A 19,959-nucleotide genomic window follows, 5' to 3' on the forward strand; every position below is an offset into this window, starting at 1 on the left:
CCAACATACCCTCGGTCCGCTGGCAACCGCTCCCCCCGCCTCACGGCGCAAGCTGTGCATCACGCGTCACAGGTTCACGTGTAATAGTGCTCTAGTGCCGTCGGGGGGTGGACAATTTTCGCGTGCGACAAATGTCCGGCGTAGTCATGCGTGACCGCCGACGCTAGGAGGGCAACGGGCCATGGGAACCGCTGAACATCCGATCGACAAGAACCCTCGATTTGCCATCGTTGGCTACGCGGCGCGCTTTCCTGGCGCACCGGACGCCGACGCGTTCTGGGAGGTCTTGCGCGAGGGCCGCGACGCGGTGTCGGAGATACCTGAGGACCGGTGGGACGCCGACGAGTTCTTCGACCCGGAACCAGGCGTACCCGGCAAGGTGGTGACCCGCCGCGCCGGCTTCGTCGATGACGTGACCGGGTTCGACGCGCCGTTCTTCGGCCTGTCGACGCGCGAGGTCCGGTTGATGGACCCGCAGCATCGGCTCCTGCTCGAGACGGCGTGGCGCGCCGTGGAGCATTCGGGCACCGCGCCAACGGCTTTGGCCGACACCAACACCGGCGTCTTCGTGGGTTTGGCCACCCACGACTACCTGGGAATGGCCTCTGACGAGCTGACTTACCCCGAGATCGAGGCCTACATGGCCATCGGGACGTCGAACGCCGCAGCCGCGGGCCGCATCAGTTACCGGTTGGGCCTGCAGGGGCCCTCTGTCGCCGTCGACACAGCGTGCAGCTCGTCGCTGGTGGCGATCCACCAGGCATGCCAGGCGCTGCGGCTGGGTGAGTGCGACCTCGCGCTGGCCGGCGGTGCGAATGTGCTGCTCACACCGGCCACGATGATCACGTTCTCCAGCGCTCACATGCTCGCCCCCGACGGCCGCTGCAAGACCTTCGACGCCGCGGCGGACGGCTATGTGCGCGGCGAGGGCTGCGGCGTCATCGTCATCAAGCGTCTCGAGGACGCCATCCGTGACGGCGACCGGATCCGGGCCGTGATCCGTGGCAGCGCAATCAACCAAGACGGCGCATCCGGTGGATTGACGGTGCCGAATGGCGTGGCCCAGCAACGGGTTATCACCGACGCTCTCGAACGCTCCGGCCTCAAACCCAGCGAAGTCGGCTACCTGGAGGCGCACGGCACCGGAACTTCGCTGGGTGATCCGATCGAGGCGCAGGCAGCGGGCGCGGTGCTGGGCGCCGGACGCGAACCGGGCCGCCCGCTGCTGATCGGCTCGGCGAAGACGAACATCGGACACCTGGAAGCGGCCGCCGGCATCGCGGGCGTCATCAAGGTCATCCTGTCGCTCGAGAACGAGACCTTGCCGAAGCACCTGCACTTCGAGAACCCGTCGCCGCACATTCCGTGGGACCGCCTTGCGGTGGAAGTGGTCAAGGAGACCACCCCCTGGGAACGCAACGGTGAACCCCGCATCGCAGGTGTCAGCTCATTCGGCTTCGCCGGGACCAACGCGCACGTCATCCTCGAAGAAGCTCCTGAGCCGACGGCGCGACCGGCGGCAGAGCCGGGCCCGACCGGGCAATCCGAGAGCAAGCGGTTCAGCATTCTTCCGCTGTCCGCGCGGACGCCGGAAGCGTTGGTGCAGGTCGCCGGCGAGTACCGCAACTGGCTGAGCGCGCATCCGGAGGCCACCTTGGCGGACGTGTGCCTCACAGCCGGAGTAGGGCGCGCACACCTGGAGCACCGCGCCGCATTGGTGGTCAATTCCAGGGAGGCCGCGGTGGAGCTGCTCGGTGCTCTCGCCGACGACCGCCCGGCACCCGGTCTGGTTCGTGGGGAATCCCATGACACGCCGAAGACCGCGTGGCTGTTCACCGGCCAGGGCAGCCAGTACCCCGGTATGGCCCGCGAATTGTTCGACACCGAGCCGGTGTTCGCCGAGACCCTGACCCGATGCGCGGCAGTGGTCGCCGATGTCCTCGAGAAGCCGCTGCTGGACGTGATTTTCGACCTCGACGGTCCCGACGGCGAAGAGACGCTGCGGCAGACTTCCTACGCCCAACCCGCGCTGTTCGCCCTGGAGATGGGCCTGGCCCGACTGTGGCAGTCGTGGGGCTTCGAACCGGACGTGGTGCTCGGTCACAGCGTCGGCCAGTACTCGGCCGCGTGCGTCGCGGGAGTGTTCAGCCTGGAAGACGGCGCGCGGCTGATGGCCGAGCGCGGCCGCCTCTTCGGCAGTCTGCCTGCGGGCGGCCGCATGGTGGCGGTGTTCGCCGCGGCCGAGCGGGTCGAGAGCCTCACCGACGAGTACCCGACTCTGTCGGTCGCCGCCTACAACGGAGCCAACACCGTGCTGTCCGGGCCTGCCGCCGACCTGGAGCAGGCCGTGGCCAGGTTGACGGCCGACGGCGTGCGGTGTGACTGGCTGGAGACCAGCCACGCGTTCCACTCGGCGTTGCTGGAGCCGATCCTCGACGAGTTCGAGGCGTACGCGAACCAATTCACTTTCAAAGCACCACAACGGATTCTGATCGACAACCGCACCGGCGCAGCCCTGGGCCGGAGCGTCAAGATGGACGGCGCCTACTGGCGTCGCCACGCGCGCCAACCGGTCGAGTTCGCCAAGAGCGTGCGCACCCTCGCCGATCTGAACTGCAAGGTACTGCTCGAGGTCGGCCCGCGTCCGGTGCTGACCGCGACAGCCCTGGGTGCGTGGCCCGACCCGGCCACCGCACCGCGGGTGATCACCTCGCTGCGCCGGAACACCGCCGACCACCGGCAGATCACCGAAGCCGTCGCCGATGCCTACGTGCTGGGCCACCTGCCCGACTTCGGCGCCTTCCGGCAGGCCCACGCGCAGAAACTGGACCTTCCGACCTACCCGTTCGAGCACCGGCAGTACTGGTACCGCGACAATCGTGAAGAGCCCAACCAGCAGCAGCACGTGGCGGCCCGCACCCAGGCAATCCGGCTGCTCGAGGACGGCCGCATCGAGGAACTCGCAGCCCTGCTCGACGGCGCAGGCGGCGACGATCAGACGTTCGCGGTACTCACCAAGCTTGCGGCGCAACACAATCAACAGCGCTCGACGCAGTCCATCGCGGACGACCGTTACGAGTTCCGGTGGGAGAAGGCGGTTACCTCCCTCTCCGGCGCGGAAACCGGGGAGAGTTCCTGGATCCTCATCGGCAACGAGTCCGAAGCCGTCAAGCCGCTGGTGGACACCCTCACCGCGCGTGGGCAGCAGTATCGATTCCTCGAGTTGCCCGCCTCCGATGCGGACGAGGTACAACTCGCAGCGACGTTGCGTGCCGCGGCAGCAGGCGAATCGACGCTGCGCATCGTGCACGTCGCCGCGCTCGACTCCGGCGCCACGCCCTCGATGCGATCGCTGCTGCGGATGCAGCACCAGGTCCTGGCCGGAACGCGGCGACTCTTCCGCGCCGCGATCGCCGCTGACCTGAGGGCGCCGATCTGGCTCGTCACCCGCGGGGCACAACACGTCACCGATGCGGACACCGTGACGCCGGAGCAGAGTGCCCTGTGGGGATTCGGCCGCGCCGCGGCCCTCGAGCTTCCACAGCTGTGGGGCGGTCTGGCCGATCTCTCCGAGGGAACGTCGGGCGAATGGTCCGCACTGCTCAACCGGATCCCGGCGGCATCCGAATCGGCCGTCAAGGAAGACCAGGTCGCACTGCGGGGTAATGAGGTCTACGTTCCCCGGCTGGTTCGGCCGGTGGACCTACCGAGCGGCAAACCGCTGGAACTGCGCGCTGACGCAACGTATCTGGTGACCGGCGGGCTTGGCTCCATCGGGCTCGAGATCGCCGGGCACCTGGCCGCGCACGGCGCCAAGCAACTGGTACTGACCAGCCGGCGCCAACCCGGCGACACCGCTCAGAAGCGCATCGACGCGCTGCGCGAGCAGCACGGCTGTGAGATCCGGGTCGCCACGGCCGATGTCGCCGACGCACACGACGTCGCCCGCCTCCTGGCCACCGTGCGGGCCGAGCTGCCGCCACTGGCCGGCATCGTGCACGCCGCGGGCGAGATCGGTACCACGCCGCTGAGTGAGCTCGACGACGCTGAAGTGGATCGGGTCTTTGCCGGGAAGGTCTGGGGCGCATGGCATTTGAGTGAGGCGGCGGCCGACGAGAAGCTCGACTTCTTCATCAGCACCTCCTCGATCGCCTCGGTGTGGGGCGGATTCGGCCAGACCGCATACAGCGCGGCGAACGCCTACCTGGACGGGCTTTCCTGGCGTCTGCGCAAGCAGGGCATCGCCGGCACCAGCGTCAACTTCGGTCCGTGGTCGGCCGGTATGGCCGACGCGGAATCCCGTGCACGGCTGGAACAGCGCGGGATCAAGACGCTGTCGCCCTCCGATGCACTGGCCGGTCTGGCTGATGTCGTGGCGGCCGCGTCGGCAGCTGGCCCCGCCCAAGGCGTGATAGCCCGGATCGACTGGGCCCGCTTCCTGCCGCTCTATCAGCAGGCAGGCCGACGGGCATTCCTGGCCGAGCTGGAACGCGAATTGCCCGCCCAGCTGTCGGGAGCGGCATCTCCGGTCACCGCGTCCGGGAAGACCAAGCTGGTCGAGCAGCTCACGAATGCACCGGTGCAGCAGCGCAAGAAGCTTCTGACCGATTACCTGCGCGATGCCGTGGCAGAGGTGACCCGCGTCGACGCCGCGGAAATCCGTGAGGACGCAGGGTTCTTCGACCTGGGCATGGATTCGCTGATGGCCGTCGAACTGCGCCGCCGCATGGAACAGGGAGTGGGGGCGGAGATCCCCATCACCCTGGTGATGGACTACCCGCGAATCTCCGACGTGGCCGACTACCTGCTGGGTGACGTGCTCGGACTCGGCGAACAGGCCAAGGCAGCACCGCAATTGGCAGCGACGACGCGCACCGACGACCCGATCGCGATTGTCGCGGTGTCGTGCCGCTTCCCCGGTGCGCCCGATCCCGAGGCGTTCTGGGAGGTTCTGTCCGGTGGTGTCGACGCCATCCGGGAAGTCCCGGAAGACCGATTCGACATCGACGAGTTCTACGACCCCGATCCGGACGCTCCGGGCAAGACCTACACCCGCTTCGGTGGATTCCTCGACGGCATAGACGGATTCGACCCCGAGTTCTTCGGCATCTCCCCGCGTGAGGCCGTCTGGATCGAGCCGCAGCAGCGGCTGATGCTCGAAACGGTCTGGGAAGGTCTGGAACGGGCCGGGTACGCGCCGGCGACGCTGCGCGGCAGCCGAACCGGCGTCTTCGTGGGTGTCGCGGCCAACGAATACGCGCATCTGTTGTCGTCCGAGCCCATCGACAAGATCGAGCCGCACTTCATCACCGGCAACGCGCTCAATGCCATTTCCGGTCGCGTGGCCTTCGCCCTGGGGCTCGAGGGCCCAGCGGTCGCGATCGACACCGCATGCAGCTCTGCGCTGGTGGCCGTCCATCAGGCGTGCCTGGCACTGCAGTCGGGTGATTGCGACATGGCGTTGGCCGGCGGCGTGAACGTCCTGCTCTCTCCGGTGACCGTCGTTGCCGCGTCGCGGGCCAGGATGCTGTCCCCGGTGGGTCGGTGCAAGACGTTCGACGCCTCCGCGGACGGCTATGTGCGCAGCGAAGGTTGCGGAATTCTCGTCCTCAAGAGGTTGAGCGACGCACAACGCGACGGCGACCGGATCTGCGCCGTCATCCCCGGCAGCGGGGTGAATCAGGACGGCGCGTCGAGCGGTTTGACCGTGCCCAATGGTGGTGCGCAGCAACGGCTCATCGGATCCGTGCTGGCTCGCGCCGGCCTGTCCGGCGGGGACGTCGACTACCTCGAGGCGCACGGAACGGGCACTCCGCTGGGTGATCCGATCGAGGTGCAGGCGGCTGCAGCCGCCTACGGCGGCTCACGTGACACGGACCGGCCGCTGCTGATGGGTTCGGTCAAAACCAACATCGGCCACACCGAATCCGCATCGGGGGCAGCGGGTCTGATCAAGGTCGTGTTGTCGCTGCAGCACGAGACGCTGCCGCAGAGCCTGCACTTCGACAATCCGTCGCCGCACATCCCGTGGGACTCGCTGCCGGTGCGGGTGGTCGACAAGGCGATTCCATGGCAGGCCAACGGCAGGCCGCGACGCGCCGGCGTGAGCTCCTTCGGCTTCACCGGCACGAACGCGCATGTGCTGGTCGAGGAGGCGCCCGTGCAACCGGCACCGGCCGACGACCTCGCCGGCGGAGATCTCGCCGAAGGTGCCGCGCCGGAATCGACGCCGGAGGCCCAGCCTGAACAGGTGAACGTGCTGACGCTGTCGGCGCGGTCACCGGAGGCGCTCGGCGCGTTGGCCCAGCGTTACGCAACCTGGTTGACCGCCCATCCGGATGCCGACCTCGCGGACTTGTGCCTCACCGCAGGCACGGGCCGTTCGCATTTCGAGCACCGCGCCGCCCTGGTGGTGGACTCGGTCGACGATGCGCGGATCTACCTGGAAGATCTGGCCGAGAATCGCACTCGGCCCGGTGTCGTACGCGGCGAACACTTGAACCACCCGACCACGGCGTGGTTGTTCACCGGACAAGGCAGCCAGTACCCGGGAATGGCCCGTGAATTGTTCGACTCCGAACCGGTCTTCGCGGAAACCGTGAAACGCTGCGCTGACGCGGTCAAGGACATCCTGCCGACACCGCTGCTCGAGGTCATCTTCGCCACGGATCGCGAGACAGGCGGCAAGGCCGGAGAGACGTTGCGGCACACCTCGTTTGCCCAACCGGCGCTCTTCGCCGTCGAGATGGGCCTGGCACGGCTGTGGCAGTCGTGGGGCATCGAGCCCGATGTGGTGCTCGGGCACAGCGTGGGCCAGTACGCAGCGGCATGCGTGGCCGGGGTGTTCAGCCTCGAGGACGGCGCGCGGCTCATGGCCGAGCGCGGCCGGCTGTTCGGCAGCCTGCCCGAGGGCGGACGAATGGTGGCGGTCTTCGCCGACCCCAAGCACGTCGAGCAGATCGCCGGCGAGTTCCCCCGGGTGTCGGTCGGTGCCTACAACGGCCCCAACACAGTGCTCTCGGGTCCTGGTGAGGATCTCGAGCAGATCGTCGACAAGTTCGGCGACGAGGGAATCCGCTGCACCTGGCTGCAGACCAGCCACGCCTTCCACTCGGAGCTGCTGGACCCGGTGCTCGACGAATTCGAGTCGTACGCAGCACAGTTGCAGTTCGCCACCCCGACGTTGCCTCTGGTCTGCAACCGCACCGGCACCGTGCTCACGGCTCAGACGCCGCTCGATGCGCAGTACTGGCGCCGGCACTCACGCCAACCGGTGCAGTTCGCCGAGAGCGTGCGGACCGTGGCGGCACTGGGTTGCTCGGTGTTGATGGAGATCGGTCCGCAACCGGTACTGACCGGGGCGGCGGTCCAGGTCTGGCCGGAGCACCTGCCGGCGCCCCGCGCCATCGTCTCGATGCGCAAGGGCGTCGCCGACAAGCGCCAGATCGCCGATGCGCTGGCCTCGGCCTACGTCGGCGGTCACCGTCCCGATTTCGCCGCGCTGCACCGTCAGCCCGGGCACCGGCTCGAACTGCCGACCTACCCGTTCCAGCGACGGCGCTTCTGGCCCAAGGGCGGCGGCATCACCGCCGACGTCAACGGTGCTGCCGGGGGATCGGGGATCCTGGGCAGTGGAAAAGACCTGGCCTCTGGCGATTCCGTGTACACCAGCAGGTTGTCCGTCAAATCCCAGCCGTGGCTTGCCGATCACGTCATCTACGGCACCGTCGTCGTCCCCGGGGCGACCTACGCAGCCATGGCACTGGCCGCGGTCGGTACCCCGGCACGGGCCAAGGACGTGTTCTTCTACGAGCCGATCATCCTGCCCGAGAAGAGTTCTCGCGAGGTGCAGCTGACGTTGCACCCGCTGGACGACGGCGGCGGGTGGAAGTTCCAGGTGCACAGCCGTCCCTACGGGGACCGGATCGCCGACTGGTCGCTGAACGCCGAAGGCACGGTTGTCAGCGGTCTGGAGGACGCGACCGAGGCGCCGGCGCCGGAGGACGACCCGGTCGACGAGGCGATCGAGCGCATGAACCGGATGCGCCCGCAGGAACTGTTCGAGACCTTCGCCGACCTGGAACTGTCGTGGGGCCCGAACTGGTCCGGTTCGCTCAAGTCGCTGTGGCTCGGTGAGGGCGAGGCGATCGGCGACATCCTCGTCGGCGCGGAACTCGCCGAACAACTCGGAACAGAGCCGATGCACCCGGTGCTGATGGACCTGTGCACCGGTGTCGCCTTCCCGGCGTTCCCGGCCCTGTTGGCGGCCGAACAGGGCGTGAACGACCTGTTCCTGCCGCTGCGGTACGGGCAGGTGACGTTGAAGGAGAAGATGCCCCGGCGGTTCTACTGCCGCGCGAAGTGGCACGAGAGCGCCCTGGACAGCGAAACCCAGGTCTTCGATCTCGATTACCTCGATCGGGATGGCCGCTACCTGGGCGGAATTCGGGAGTTCACGGTCAAGCGGGCACCTCGCGAGGCGCTGCTACGCGGCCTCGGCGGTGACGCCACCCGGCTGCTGTACACCCTCGGCTGGGCCGAGGTCCCGGTACCGCCAACCGAAGGTGAGACCGAAACCCCAAGTGGCACCTGGCTGATCGCCGGATTCGACGACCTCGCGGTCAAGGTGGCCGGCTGCATCCCGTTCGATCGGAACACCGGTCAGCAACTGAGTGAGGTCCTGACCGAGGCCAAGGAGCGCGGCCTGCCGTTCTCCGGTGTCGTCTGGCGCGCCGGCGCACCGAGTCCGGGAGAGTCGAGCGCTGAGGGCCAGGCTCGACTCGAGACCGAGATCGCCAACCTGCTCGGCGCGGTGCACACCGTGCAGGGCGGGGAGATCAAACTGCCCGGCGGACTCTGGATCGTCACCGAGCGGGCGGTCGCCACCGAATCCGGTGAGCCTGTCGATCCCGTACAGGCCGCGCTGTGGGGATTCGGGCGCACCACGATCAACGAGGAACCGGCGCTGCGCGCCAAGTTGGTCGATACCGACGGATCACCCGAGGCCGTGCAGGCGCTGGCGAAACTGCTGGCCACACCGGTGGACGAGCCGGAAATCGCTGTGCGGCAGGGCAAGCTGCTGGCCTCCCGGTTGCTGCCGTGGTCGCGCAGCGGGCATCTCACGGTGCCGCGCGGGAGCGACTACGCCCTGTTGCCCACCGAACGCGGGGCGATCGACAACCTGCGGATCACCGAAAAGGAAGTGCCTGCGCCGGACGAGGGCTACGTGCAGGTGCGGGTTGAGGCCGCCGGTCTCAACTTCCGTGACGTGCTCAACGTGCTGGGCCTGTACCCGGGTGACCCCGGCCCGATCGGTGGTGACTTCGCCGGTGTCGTCACGCAATTGGGTGAGGGCGTCACCGAAGTCGAGGTGGGCCAGCGGGTCTACGGCTCCATGCAGGGTGCCTTCGCCAGCCGGTTCAACGCGCCGGCGCAGTTCCTGGCACCGATCCCCGACGGGGTCAGCGCGGTCGAGGCCGCGACGATTCCCGCCGCGGCGCTGACGGTCCGGCTCGCATTCGACTGGGCGCAACTGAAGCCGGGCGACAAGGTGCTCATCCACGCCGCCAGTGGTGGTGTGGGACTGGCGGCCATCCAGATGGCGCAGCAGTGCGGTGCCGAGGTCTATGCGACGGCGAGCACCTTCAAGCGGGCAACGGTTCGTAAGCTCGGCGTCAAGTACGTGTATGACTCTCGTACAACTGATTTCGCCGACCAGATCCTGGCGGACACCGGCGGCGCCGGCGTGGACGTGGTGCTCAACAGCCTGACGAGCGAAGGCTTCGTCGAGGCGACCGTGCGGGCCACCGCCAAGAACGGCCGTTTCGCCGAGATCGCCAAGCGCGATATCTGGACCCCGGAGCAGATGGCCGAGGCCCGACCCGACATCGCGTACGAGATCGTCGCGTTGGACACGGTGATGTTCCAGGAGCCCGAGCGCATTCGCACCTTGCTGACCGAGGTGTCGGACGGTTTGGCCAAGGGACAATGGACGCCACTGCCCGCCGAGATCTACCCGCTGACGGAGGCCAGGACGGCGTTCCGGCGCATGCAGCAGGCCCGGCACATCGGCAAGATCGTGTGCCAGATGCCGAACCCGCTTGCACCGCGCCCGGACCGGACCTACCTGATCACCGGTGGACTGGGTGCGATCGGTCTGCACACCGCTGCGTACCTGGCTCAGTTGGGCGCCGGTGACATCGTGTTGACCAGCCGCCGTGCGCCCGATGCGGACGCTCAGCGGTTGATCGAGGAGATCACCGAGCGTTACAAGTCCCGCATCCATGTCTTCGCCGCCGATGTCGGCGAGGAGTCCGAGGTGGCGAAGCTCCTCGACCGGATCCGCGCCGAATTGCCCCCGCTCGCCGGTGTGGCACATCTCGCGGGTGTGCTCGATGACGCGCTGCTGGGCCAGCAGAGTGTGGACCGATTCCGGACCACACTGGCGCCCAAGGCCTTCGGCGCTGAGTACCTGGACAGGTTGACCAAGGACGACGAGCTGGACTTCTTCATCGTGTCCTCCTCGGTGTCCAGCTTGTTCGGTTCACCCGGTCAGTCCAACTACGCGACAGCCAACGCGTTGCTCGACGGTCTGATCGCGCAGCGTAGGTCTCAGGGCCTGCCTGCCACCGGGATCAACTTCGGTCCCTGGGGCCAGGGCGGCATGGCCTCCTCGGAGGCGGCGACCGCGAACATCAGTGCACAGGGCCTGATTCCGCTGGAGCCGTCGGCGGCGCTGAGCGCCCTGTCCGAGGCCATCGCCAACGGAACCGGCCAGGCCACCGTCATCAAGGCGAACTGGCAGCGGGCCGCGAAGGTGCTGGGCAGTCAGCGGCCACCGATCCTCGACCTGGTGCTGCCGAGTGCCGTCGGTGAGGTCGTCGGTGACAGCGAAGTTCTCAAGCAGCTGCTCGAGATCCCGGTGCCACAGCGGGCCGGGTTCGTGACCGAGTTCCTCCAGAAGGAAGTGCAGAACTTCCTGCGGCTCGCCTCACCGCCGGCCGCGACCAGTCGCTTCCTGGATCTCGGCACGGACTCGCTGATGGCGATCGAACTCCGCAACCGGCTGCACACTCAGTTCGGCGGCAAGTTCACGCTCAACGCGACCGCGGTGTTCGACTACCCGACCATCGGCGGGCTCGCCGAGTACCTCGTCGGTCAGCTGCCCGACGCGGAATCGCCGGAGTCACCGACGGATTCGCCGGAGGCGTCGCAGCAGGAGGCTCAGGAGGAGTCCGCCGCAGAGGCACCATCCGACCCCGAGCCGCAGGCTGAGGCGGCCGAGACCACCTAGCGCGACAAGATGTGAAACTGCCCCTTCTCACACGAGAAGGGGCAGTTTTGCGTGTGCTCGGCGATCGGATCGATCAGATCCAGCGGGTGGCCTCGATCTCGGCAGGCAGTGGTGGGTGCAACGGCACGTCGAGTCCGTCGTAGATACCGGGCTTCTGGGTGGCCAGCCAGTCGATCGCGCCGAGCAGGCGGTTGGCCGCGGTGGTGTTGCCGCCGTCGGCCCGGGTGCCACCCGGCACGTCGGCGCGCACCACGATGCTCAGCTGCGGATCGCCGTCGACGATCACCCGGTGGTCGCCGACCCCTTCGTCCGGCTGCGGCCAGTCCGGCGCGCAGGACGGGTCGATACGGGTGATGTGTTCGATGACGACCCGCTCGACACCGTTGGCCCATCCGATGACCTGGAGCCGGAACGCGCCCTGCGTGCCGGCCTCGAACCGGCCCATGACGTTGTCGACAGCCTCGACCAGTGGCAGCCTTTCGACCGTCTCGGTGATGTCGTCGATATCCAGTCCGAGGCCGCGGCCGATCAGCCGGACGTTGCCGCCCCACACCATGGTGGGGATGGACGGCAGCAGCATCATCGGGGTCTCGTCCATCGACCCGCCGAAACCGCACAGCACCCGCACCGAATGCGGCTGGTTGTAGGTGGAGTAGTCGAAGATCTCCTGACACCGGATGGTTCGGATCCGGGTACACAGTCCGGCCGCGATCACGGCGAGGGCGTCATTGCCCCAGCCCGGGTCCACACCGCTGACCAGAAGTGCGGAGTTTCCGGCCACCGCGGCGTCGGTGAGCCGGTCGACCCACTCCGCCGGAGCTGAGGCCGGGTCGTAGAGCGAATAGAGCGACGGTGTCACCACCTGTTTGCCCGCCCGCAGGCACCGCTCGATCTCGACGATGGCCTCCTCGGGCCGGATATCGCCGGAGGACATATAGGCGACGGCATCGCACTGGGCGAGCGCCGCGTCCACGTCGGTGGTCGCGCTGACGCCGGTGAGGCCGTCGAGCTTGGCGAACGTCGCGGCGTCGCGACCAGCCTTGTCCGGGGAAGACGTGATGACAGCAGCCAATTCCAGACCCGGGAATGCCGTGGCCGACCTGATGGCCGTCGCACCCATGTTCCCCGTGCCCCACACCGCGATTCGACGCATCCGCCCACCCTAGGTGGTGATATTCGTGAGGATCGTCACAATCCGATAACACTGCTGGTCAGCAGCATTTTGATCAAGAGGTACAGAGGTCGATCAACCACTGGGTTGGTTAGCTTTCAGAAATTGCTCAGAGTCTCTTTGCGTTGAAGTTACTGAACGGTATAGTTAGCCGCAGTTACTGGTGGGTAACTTATCCAAAGTACCCAACCTCAGGTGGCATTCCACAAGGAGGAAAAGTGAGCCACTACAAGAGCAATGTCCGTGACCAGGTCTTTAACCTGTTCGACGTGTTCGGCATCGACAAGGTGTTCGGCACCGGCAAGTTTGCGGATCTCGATCAGGATTCGGCTCGCGAGATGCTCGCGGAGATCGCCCGACTGGCCGAGGGACCCATCGCCGAGTCGTTCGCCGACGGCGACCGCAACCCTCCCGTCTTCGATCCCAAGACCCATAGCGTCACGCTGCCGGAGTCGTTCAAGAAGTCGATGCGCGCCCTCCTCGAGGGTGGCTGGGACAAGGTCGGCCTCTCCGAGGAACTCGGCGGTATGCCGGTGCCGCGTGCCCTGCAGTGGGCGCTGATCGAGCACATCCTCGGCGCCAACCCCGCGGCCTACATGTACGCGATGGGCGCGGGCATGTGCGAGATCTTCTACAACAACGCCACTGAAGAGCAGAAGAAGTGGGCAGTGCTGGGCGCCGAGCGCGGCTGGGGCGCCACCATGGTGCTCACCGAGCCCGACGCCGGTTCCGACGTGGGCGCCGGCCGCACCAAGGCCGTCCAGCAGGAGGATGGCTCCTGGCACATCGACGGCGTGAAGCGGTTCATCACGTCCGCCGACTCCGACGATCTGTTCGAGAACATCATGCACCTGGTGCTGGCCCGCCCCGAGGGCGCCGGCCCGGGCACCAAGGGTCTGTCGCTGTTCTTCGTACCCAAGTTCCTCTTCGACTTCGAGACCGGTGAGCTGGGCGAGCGCAACGGCGCCTTCGTCACCAACGTCGAGCACAAGATGGGCCTGAAGGTCTCCACCACCTGTGAGCTGACCTTCGGTCAGCACGGCGTTCCCGCCAAGGGCTGGCTGGTCGGCGAGGTGCACAACGGCATCGCGCAGATGTTCGACGTCATCGAGCAGGCCCGAATGATGGTGGGCACCAAGGCCATCGCAACCCTGTCGACCGGTTACCTGAACGCCCTCGAGTACGCCAAGGAGCGCGTCCAGGGTGCCGACCTGACCCAGATGATGGACAAGGCCGCCCCGCGCGTCACCATCACCCATCACCCCGACGTGCGCCGGTCCCTGATGACCCAGAAGGCCTACGCCGAGGGCATGCGCGCCGTCTACCTCTACACCGCGACCTTCCAGGACGAGGACGTTGCCAAGGCCGTCCACGGGGTGGAGCCCGAGCTGGCGCACAAGGTCAACGACCTGCTGCTGCCGATCGTCAAGGGCTGCGGCTCCGAACGGGCCTTCGTCCTGCTGGGCCAGGAGTCGCTGCAGACCTTCGGTGGCTCCGGCTTCCTGCAGGACTACCCGCTCGAGCAGTACGTCCGCGACTCGAAGATCGACTCGCTCTACGAGGGCACCACCGCCATCCAGGCGCAGGACTTCTTCTTCCGCAAGATCGTCCGCGACAAGGGCCAGGCGCTGGCATTCGTGGCCGGCGAGATCGAGCAGTTCATCAAGAACGAGACCGGCAACGGCCGCCTCAAGACCGAGCGTGCCCTCCTGGCCACCGCGCTGGAGGACGTGCAGGGCATGGCCGCCACCCTCACCGGGTACCTGATGGCCGCCCAGGAAGATGCCGCAAGCATCTACAAGGTGGGTCTGGGTTCGGTCCGCTTCCTGATGTCGGTCGGCGACCTGCTGCTCGGCTGGCTGCTGGCCCGCCAGGCCGCTGTCGCGATCGAGAAGCTCGACGCCGGCGCCACCGGCGAGGACCGCACCTACCTGGAGGGCAAGATCGCCGCCGCATCGTTCTTCGCCAAGAACATGCTGCCGCTGCTCACCAGCACCCGTCAGGTCATCGAGACCATCGACAACGAGGTGATGGAGCTCGACGAGGCTGCGTTCTAAGAAGCTGCCGACAATGAGGCCCCGGGTTCGCCCGGGGCCTCATTGCATTTGGGAGACAGGCAAACTGGTCCCATGACCGAAGCCCGTGGCATCCTGCTCGTCGTCTCGTTGATGGCGACGACAGCATTGACCCTCGCCCTGGGGATCACCGATCCGGCCGCACCGATGTCCTACCCGACCAAGTTCCTGGTGTGGAACCTCGTACTGGCGTGGATCCCGATGGTCGTCGCGATCGCGTTCGATCTGGTCGAGCGCCGGCTGTGGCTGCTGCCGCTGGGAGCGGCCTGGTTGGCATTCCTGCCGAATGCGCCCTACCTGGTGACCGACCTGGTCCACCTCGGCGAGGGCTACGAGCTGTGGCGCCATGTGCTGCAGTATGGGTTCGCCGCGTGGACCGGGATCCTGCTGGGTGTGGTGTCGCTGCTACTGGTGCATCAGCGCCTGGACGATGAGTTCGGCGCCTTCTGGGGCTGGTTGACCGTCGTCCTGTCCGTTGCGGCGTGCGCGGTCGGCGTGGTCATCGGACGGTTCCAGCGATGGAACTCCTGGGATCTGGTAACCCAGCCGGACGCGGTGGTCGCGGCGACGTTCGACTGGATGCGCTCGCCTTTGTCCTACGTGCAGTCGACAGGCGTGGCGATAGCGGTCGCGGCCTTCTTCGGGTTGGCCTATCTGACGGTCTGGGCACTCAACGGACTGAATGTGCGCAGATAGTGGCCTGATCGTTATCGAGGTTTATCCCATTCGCCACATGGGTAACTCTAGTAACAGCGCCGCTCCTCGGCAGCCGCACAACACGAAAGAGGCGAATGGAACACCACTATGAACACCGTTCTGTATTGCAGCGTCAACGGCGCGATTTATGAAACCCGGGCCTACACCACGGCCGACATCGACGAACTCGTGCACGACCAGGGGTTGCAGTCCCTGACCTCCACCGACCGGCAATTCGACTTCTGGTTCAGCCCGTCGACCCAGCGGTGCCAGCTTCAGGTCAACCGACGTGCGACTGAATTATTGCTGGCCACCACAACTTTCAACGCCAAGACGGTCCCGCTACTGCGCGGCTGCATCGTCGTGGCAACCCACGACGCCGACGGCGAACTCGACGGCCTGAGCTGGCAGCAATTGGAGCTGTTGATGCGCCAGAACCAGGCACTGACGACCCGCGAGGAGCGGACACTCAACCGGCGCATCAACCGCGACGAGCGCCGCCGCCATTACGAACTCGCCCCCACCGTCCACTGCGCGGGACCACACAACGTGACCAGCAGCCGAGTGCGGGCCACCAGCCGGCGCACCTGGGCTGGTTGACCGCGGACGCTGTCCTCAGAACCGGGTCAGGCTGGGCATCAAGACGTCGTCCACCAGGGCGCGAACCGTCGCCTCGGTCGGCGGACGTCCTGGGATGAGGGACCGGAACACCAGATACCCCGGCATCACGTCCCATAGCTCGTCGTGGATCGCCGCGGCGTCGATCTCGCCCCGCTCCACGGCATCGGCCAGAACGTCGGACATCAGGTTCTTGCGCTGCAGCACGAACTGGTTCTGCAGGGCAGCGCTCAACTCTGGGCTGTGCGCCACCTCGGACATGATCGCGCTCATCGTGCTGCCGTGTTCGCGCGCCTGTGCACACACCGAAGCCCCGATGCTGAGCAAGTCGGTGCGTAGCGAGCCGGTGCAGGGCGGGACCAGCTGAACCCGGGTGCCCTCGATGAAGGCCGCCAGCACGAGCTCGGTCTTCGACGGCCACCGGCGGTAGATGGTCGCTTTGCTGGACTTCGCTTCGGTCGCAACGGCTTCCACCGTCAACCGGTCGTAGCCGTGCTGCTGCAACAGCCGCAGCGTCACCGCCAGCAGCTCGGCCTCGCGCTCAGTCCACTGCGACGCCGGAGCCGGCGGTGAAACGTCGTGCGTCGAAGCGGATGCCACGCGGGGAAACCTTTCGGTAGCGGGAGCCGATGTCCATCGGCCGTAAGTCTTGCCCCGTCCAGGATAGTACCGTACGGTACCGTTCAGATACTTGGTACGGCCAAAGACATTCGCCTCAAGGCGCGCGGGGCGCCGTTGTCGAAAGGCTCTGAGATGCAGGGGATCTCGGTAGGAAGCCTGGTCAGGCGGCGCTGGACGGTGATCGTTGCCGTGCTGGTGGTGGCGGTCGTCGCCTTCACCGTTGACCGGTTGCACGGCATATTCGGTTCCGACAACGAGGTGTCGCGGCCCAGCGCCGACACCCTGGAGAACACCGGCTACAACCCGAAACGGGTTCTCTTCGAAGTGTTCGGATCACCCGGTTCGGTCGCCACCATCAACTACCTGGACATCGACGCACAACCCCAGCGGGTCGACGATGTGGCCTTGCCGTGGTCGCAAACCCTGGTCACAGACGACCCGACGCTGTTCGCCGACCTCAGGGCGCAAGGGGACGGTGACACCATCGGGTGCCGCATCACCGTCAATGGCGTGGTCAAGGACGAAAGGTCCACCGACAACGTGAACGGCTACATCGCCTGCTTGGACAAGTCCGCATGAGCGCCCACGGACCCGAGACCGTGGAGGGTTCCAGGACGGCGCGGACCATCCGGGTGCTCGCCGTACCGATCGTGCTCGTGTGGGTCGCGATCGCCGCACTGACGAACATCCTTGTGCCACAGCTGGAGGTCGTCGGCGCGGCACGCTCTGTGGGACTGAACGCGCCCGACGCGCCATCGACCATGGCGATGCGACACATCGGCCAGGTCTTCGACGAGTTCAACTCCGACAGCGCGGCCATGATCGTGCTCGAGGGCGACCAGCCTCTCGGCGACGACGCTCACCGCTTCTACGACACCCTGGTGAAACGGCTGGCCGAGGACACCAAGCACGTCGAGCACATCCAGGACTTCTGGGGTGACCCGCTCACGGCCGGCGGCTCGCAGAGCAAGGACGGCAAGGCCGCTCTGGTGCAGGTGTACCTGGCCGGTAACCAGGGCGAAGCGTTGTCCAACCAATCCGTCGACGCCATCCGCGAGATCGTGGCCAGCGTCCCGCCACCGCCCGGAGTCAAGGCCTACGTCACCGGCGCCGCACCGCTCATCACCGACAACTTCGAGGTCGGTAGCGAGGGCACCGAAAAGGTCACCGGCATAACGTTCTTGGTGATCGCAGTGATGCTGCTCGTCGTCTACCGATCCCTCGTCACGATGCTCCTCATGCTCGTCACGGTCCTCATCGAACTGGCGGCCGCTCGAGGCGTCGTCGCCGCGCTCGCGCACTCCGGGGTCATCGGCCTTTCCACCTATTCGACGAACCTGCTGACGCTGTTGGCGATCGCCGCGGGCACGGACTACGGCATCTTCATCGTCGGTCGCTATCACGAAGCACGTAGCCGCGGCATGGACCGGGAAGCCGCGTACTACGACATGTTTCGCGGCACCGTGCACGTCATCGTCGGCTCCGGGCTGACCATCGCCGGCGCCGTCGCCTGCCTGCATTTCACCCGGCTGCCCTACTTCCAGACCCTGGGCATACCCGCCGCCATCGGCGTGCTCGTGACGCTGGTGGCCGCGCTGACGCTGGGGCCCGCCGTACTGACCATCGGCAGCCGGTTCGGACTTCTTGAGCCGAAACGCAATCCACGCGCACCGCGATGGCGCCGTATCGGCACCGCCATCGTGCGTTGGCCCGGCCCCATCCTGGTGGTGTCGTGCCTGATCGCGCTCATCGGTCTTCTCGCCCTGCCGGGGTACAAGACCAGCTACGACGGCCGCCCCTACCTGCCTGAATCAGCACCGGCGAACGTCGGTTACGCAGCCGCGACGCGTCACTTCTCCGAGGCCCGGCTGAACCCCGAGCTACTGATGGTCGAAGCCGACCACGACATGCGGACCCCCGCCGACATGCTGGTGCTCGAACGCATCGCCAAAGCCGTTCTGCACACTCGTGGAATTGCCCTGGTCCAATCGATCACCCGACCACTGGGCACGCCGATCAAGCACAGCTCCATCCCATTTCAGATCAGTGCGCAAAGCGCCAGCCAGATCATGAATCTGGGCTATCAGCAGGACCGCGCCGCCGATCTGCTCAAGCAGGCGGGCGAGCTGTCGAACACGATCAACATCCTCAAGCAGCAGGTCTCGTTGCAGCAGGCCAGTGCCGCCGCCACCCACGAGCAGACCCAGGCGTTCCACGACACCGTCGCGATCGTGAACGACCTGCGCGACAAGATCGCCAACTTCGACGATCAGTTCCGCCCGCTGCGCAACTACTTCTATTGGGAACCGCACTGCTTCGACATCCCCATGTGCGCGGCGCTGAGGTCGGTGTTCGACGCACTCGACGGCATCGACAAGCTCAGCGACCAGTTCGGTCAGATCACCGCGAGTTTGGACAAGCTCGACGCTCTCCAGCCGAAACTCGTTGCGTTGCTTCCGCCGCAGATCGCCATCCAGGAACGCAACCGCGACCTGACCCTGTCCAACTACGCCACCACGGCCGGGACCAACTCGCAGTCCCAGGAAGCACTCGAGAATTCGACCGCGATGGGACAGGCCTTCGACTCCGCCAAGAACGACGACTCGTTCTATCTGCCGCCGGAAGCGTTCGACAATCCGGACTTCAAACGCGGCCTGAAGCTGTTCATGTCACCAGACGGCAAAGCCGCCCGCATGATCATCACGCATGAAGGCACACCCGCCACCCCCGAGGGCATCTCACACATCGATGCACTCAAGGACTCCGCGTTCGACGCGATCAAGGCCACTCCCCTGTCGGACGCCAAGATCTACGTGGCCGGAACCGCGTCGGCATACAAGGACATTCAAGACGGCGCCAAATACGACCTGCTGATCGCCGCATTGGCCGCGATCAGCCTCATCCTGCTCATCATGATGTTCATCACCCGCAGTCTGGTGGCTGCAATGGTCATCGTCGGAACGGTCGTGCTGTCGTTGGGAGCATCGTTCGGTCTGTCGGTACTGGTGTGGCAGTACATCTTCGGCATCCAGTTGTACTGGATCGTGCTGGCACTGGCCATCATCCTGCTGCTGGCGGTCGGAGCGGACTACAACCTGCTACTGATATCGAGGTTCCAGGAAGAGATCGGGGCAGGACTCAAGACAGGCGTCATCCGCGCCATGGCCGGAACCGGCCGGGTGGTGACCGCCGCCGGCCTCGTGTTCGCGGCCACCATGTCCTCGTTCATCTTCAGCGATCTCATCGTGCTCGGCCAGATCGGCACCACGATCGGCCTCGGCCTGCTCTTCGACACCCTGATCGTGCGGTCGTTCATGACACCGTCCATCGCGGCGCTGCTCGGCCGGTGGTTCTGGTGGCCACAGATCGTGCGGCCCCGTCCGGCCAGCCGCATGCTGCGTCCCTATGGATCGCGCACCTCGGTACGCGAACTGCTCGAACCGGAGCCCGAGCCGACAACATCGAACCAGTCGCCGGCGTGAGCC

8 protein-coding genes are annotated in these 19,959 nt (G+C 66.5%); 6 read left to right on the forward strand and 2 right to left on the reverse strand.

The window, feature by feature from the left end:
- Nucleotides 1-181 precede the first annotated feature (181 nt).
- Nucleotides 182-11,293 (forward strand): type I polyketide synthase, encoded by an 11,112-nt coding sequence (locus ACNQVK_RS35625; protein ID WP_418033546.1) that lies wholly within the window; start codon nucleotides 182-184, stop codon nucleotides 11,291-11,293.
- A 73-nt stretch (nucleotides 11,294-11,366) separates the two neighbouring features.
- On the opposite strand, the gene ACNQVK_RS35630 is transcribed toward ACNQVK_RS35625, so the two are convergent.
- A complete protein-coding gene (locus ACNQVK_RS35630; protein WP_418033547.1) occupies nucleotides 11,367-12,446 on the reverse strand; it encodes a dihydrodipicolinate reductase in 1,080 nt (359 codons plus the stop codon).
- A 236-nt stretch (nucleotides 12,447-12,682) separates the two neighbouring features.
- Here ACNQVK_RS35630 and ACNQVK_RS35635 point away from each other — a divergent pair, with 236 nt between their 5' ends.
- From ACNQVK_RS35635 to ACNQVK_RS35645, 3 genes are all read left to right on the forward strand, one after another.
- Nucleotides 12,683-14,521 carry an acyl-CoA dehydrogenase gene (locus tag ACNQVK_RS35635; RefSeq protein WP_409552634.1) on the forward strand — a complete coding sequence of 613 codons (1,839 nt, stop codon included), beginning with the start codon at nucleotides 12,683-12,685 and terminating at the stop codon, nucleotides 14,519-14,521.
- A 72-nt stretch (nucleotides 14,522-14,593) separates the two neighbouring features.
- On the forward strand, nucleotides 14,594-15,235 hold the full coding sequence (locus ACNQVK_RS35640; RefSeq protein ID WP_276126288.1) for a DUF1361 domain-containing protein: 642 nt from the start codon (nucleotides 14,594-14,596) through the stop codon (nucleotides 15,233-15,235).
- A gap of 108 nt (nucleotides 15,236-15,343) precedes the next feature.
- Nucleotides 15,344-15,835, forward strand: coding sequence for a hypothetical protein (locus ACNQVK_RS35645; RefSeq protein ID WP_418033548.1), 492 nt, complete (start codon nucleotides 15,344-15,346; stop codon nucleotides 15,833-15,835).
- A 15-nt stretch (nucleotides 15,836-15,850) separates the two neighbouring features.
- Here ACNQVK_RS35645 and ACNQVK_RS35650 read toward each other — a convergent pair whose 3' ends face one another.
- A complete protein-coding gene (locus tag ACNQVK_RS35650) occupies nucleotides 15,851-16,453 on the reverse strand; it encodes a TetR/AcrR family transcriptional regulator (RefSeq protein WP_418033549.1) in 603 nt (200 codons plus the stop codon).
- 153 nt (nucleotides 16,454-16,606) lie between these two features.
- On the opposite strand from ACNQVK_RS35650, the gene ACNQVK_RS35655 reads away from it, so the two are divergent.
- Nucleotides 16,607-17,053 carry an MmpS family transport accessory protein gene (locus ACNQVK_RS35655; protein ID WP_418033550.1) on the forward strand — a complete coding sequence of 149 codons (447 nt, stop codon included), beginning with the start codon at nucleotides 16,607-16,609 and terminating at the stop codon, nucleotides 17,051-17,053.
- Nucleotides 17,050-19,956, forward strand: coding sequence for an RND family transporter (locus ACNQVK_RS35660; protein WP_418033551.1), 2,907 nt, complete (start codon nucleotides 17,050-17,052; stop codon nucleotides 19,954-19,956). Before ACNQVK_RS35655 ends, ACNQVK_RS35660 begins: the two co-directional genes overlap by 4 nt.
- Nucleotides 19,957-19,959 lie beyond the last annotated feature (3 nt).

Source organism: Mycobacterium sp. 134, from assembly GCF_048282715.1.
Classification (GTDB): Bacteria; Actinomycetota; Actinomycetes; order Mycobacteriales; family Mycobacteriaceae; genus Mycobacterium; species Mycobacterium septicum.

Bases quoted from the DNA above. Each gene is read 5' to 3' on its own strand.
- ACNQVK_RS35625 (WP_418033546.1), top strand. From the start codon at position 182: ATGGGAACCGCTGAACATCCGATCGACAAGAACCCTCGATTTGCCATC.
- ACNQVK_RS35630 (WP_418033547.1), bottom strand. From the start codon at position 12,446: ATGCGTCGAATCGCGGTGTGGGGCACGGGGAACATGGGTGCGACGGCC.
- ACNQVK_RS35640 (WP_276126288.1), top strand. From the start codon at position 14,594: ATGACCGAAGCCCGTGGCATCCTGCTCGTCGTCTCGTTGATGGCGACG.
- ACNQVK_RS35645 (WP_418033548.1), top strand. From the start codon at position 15,344: ATGAACACCGTTCTGTATTGCAGCGTCAACGGCGCGATTTATGAAACC.
- ACNQVK_RS35655 (WP_418033550.1), top strand. From the start codon at position 16,607: ATGCAGGGGATCTCGGTAGGAAGCCTGGTCAGGCGGCGCTGGACGGTG.
- ACNQVK_RS35660 (WP_418033551.1), top strand. From the start codon at position 17,050: ATGAGCGCCCACGGACCCGAGACCGTGGAGGGTTCCAGGACGGCGCGG.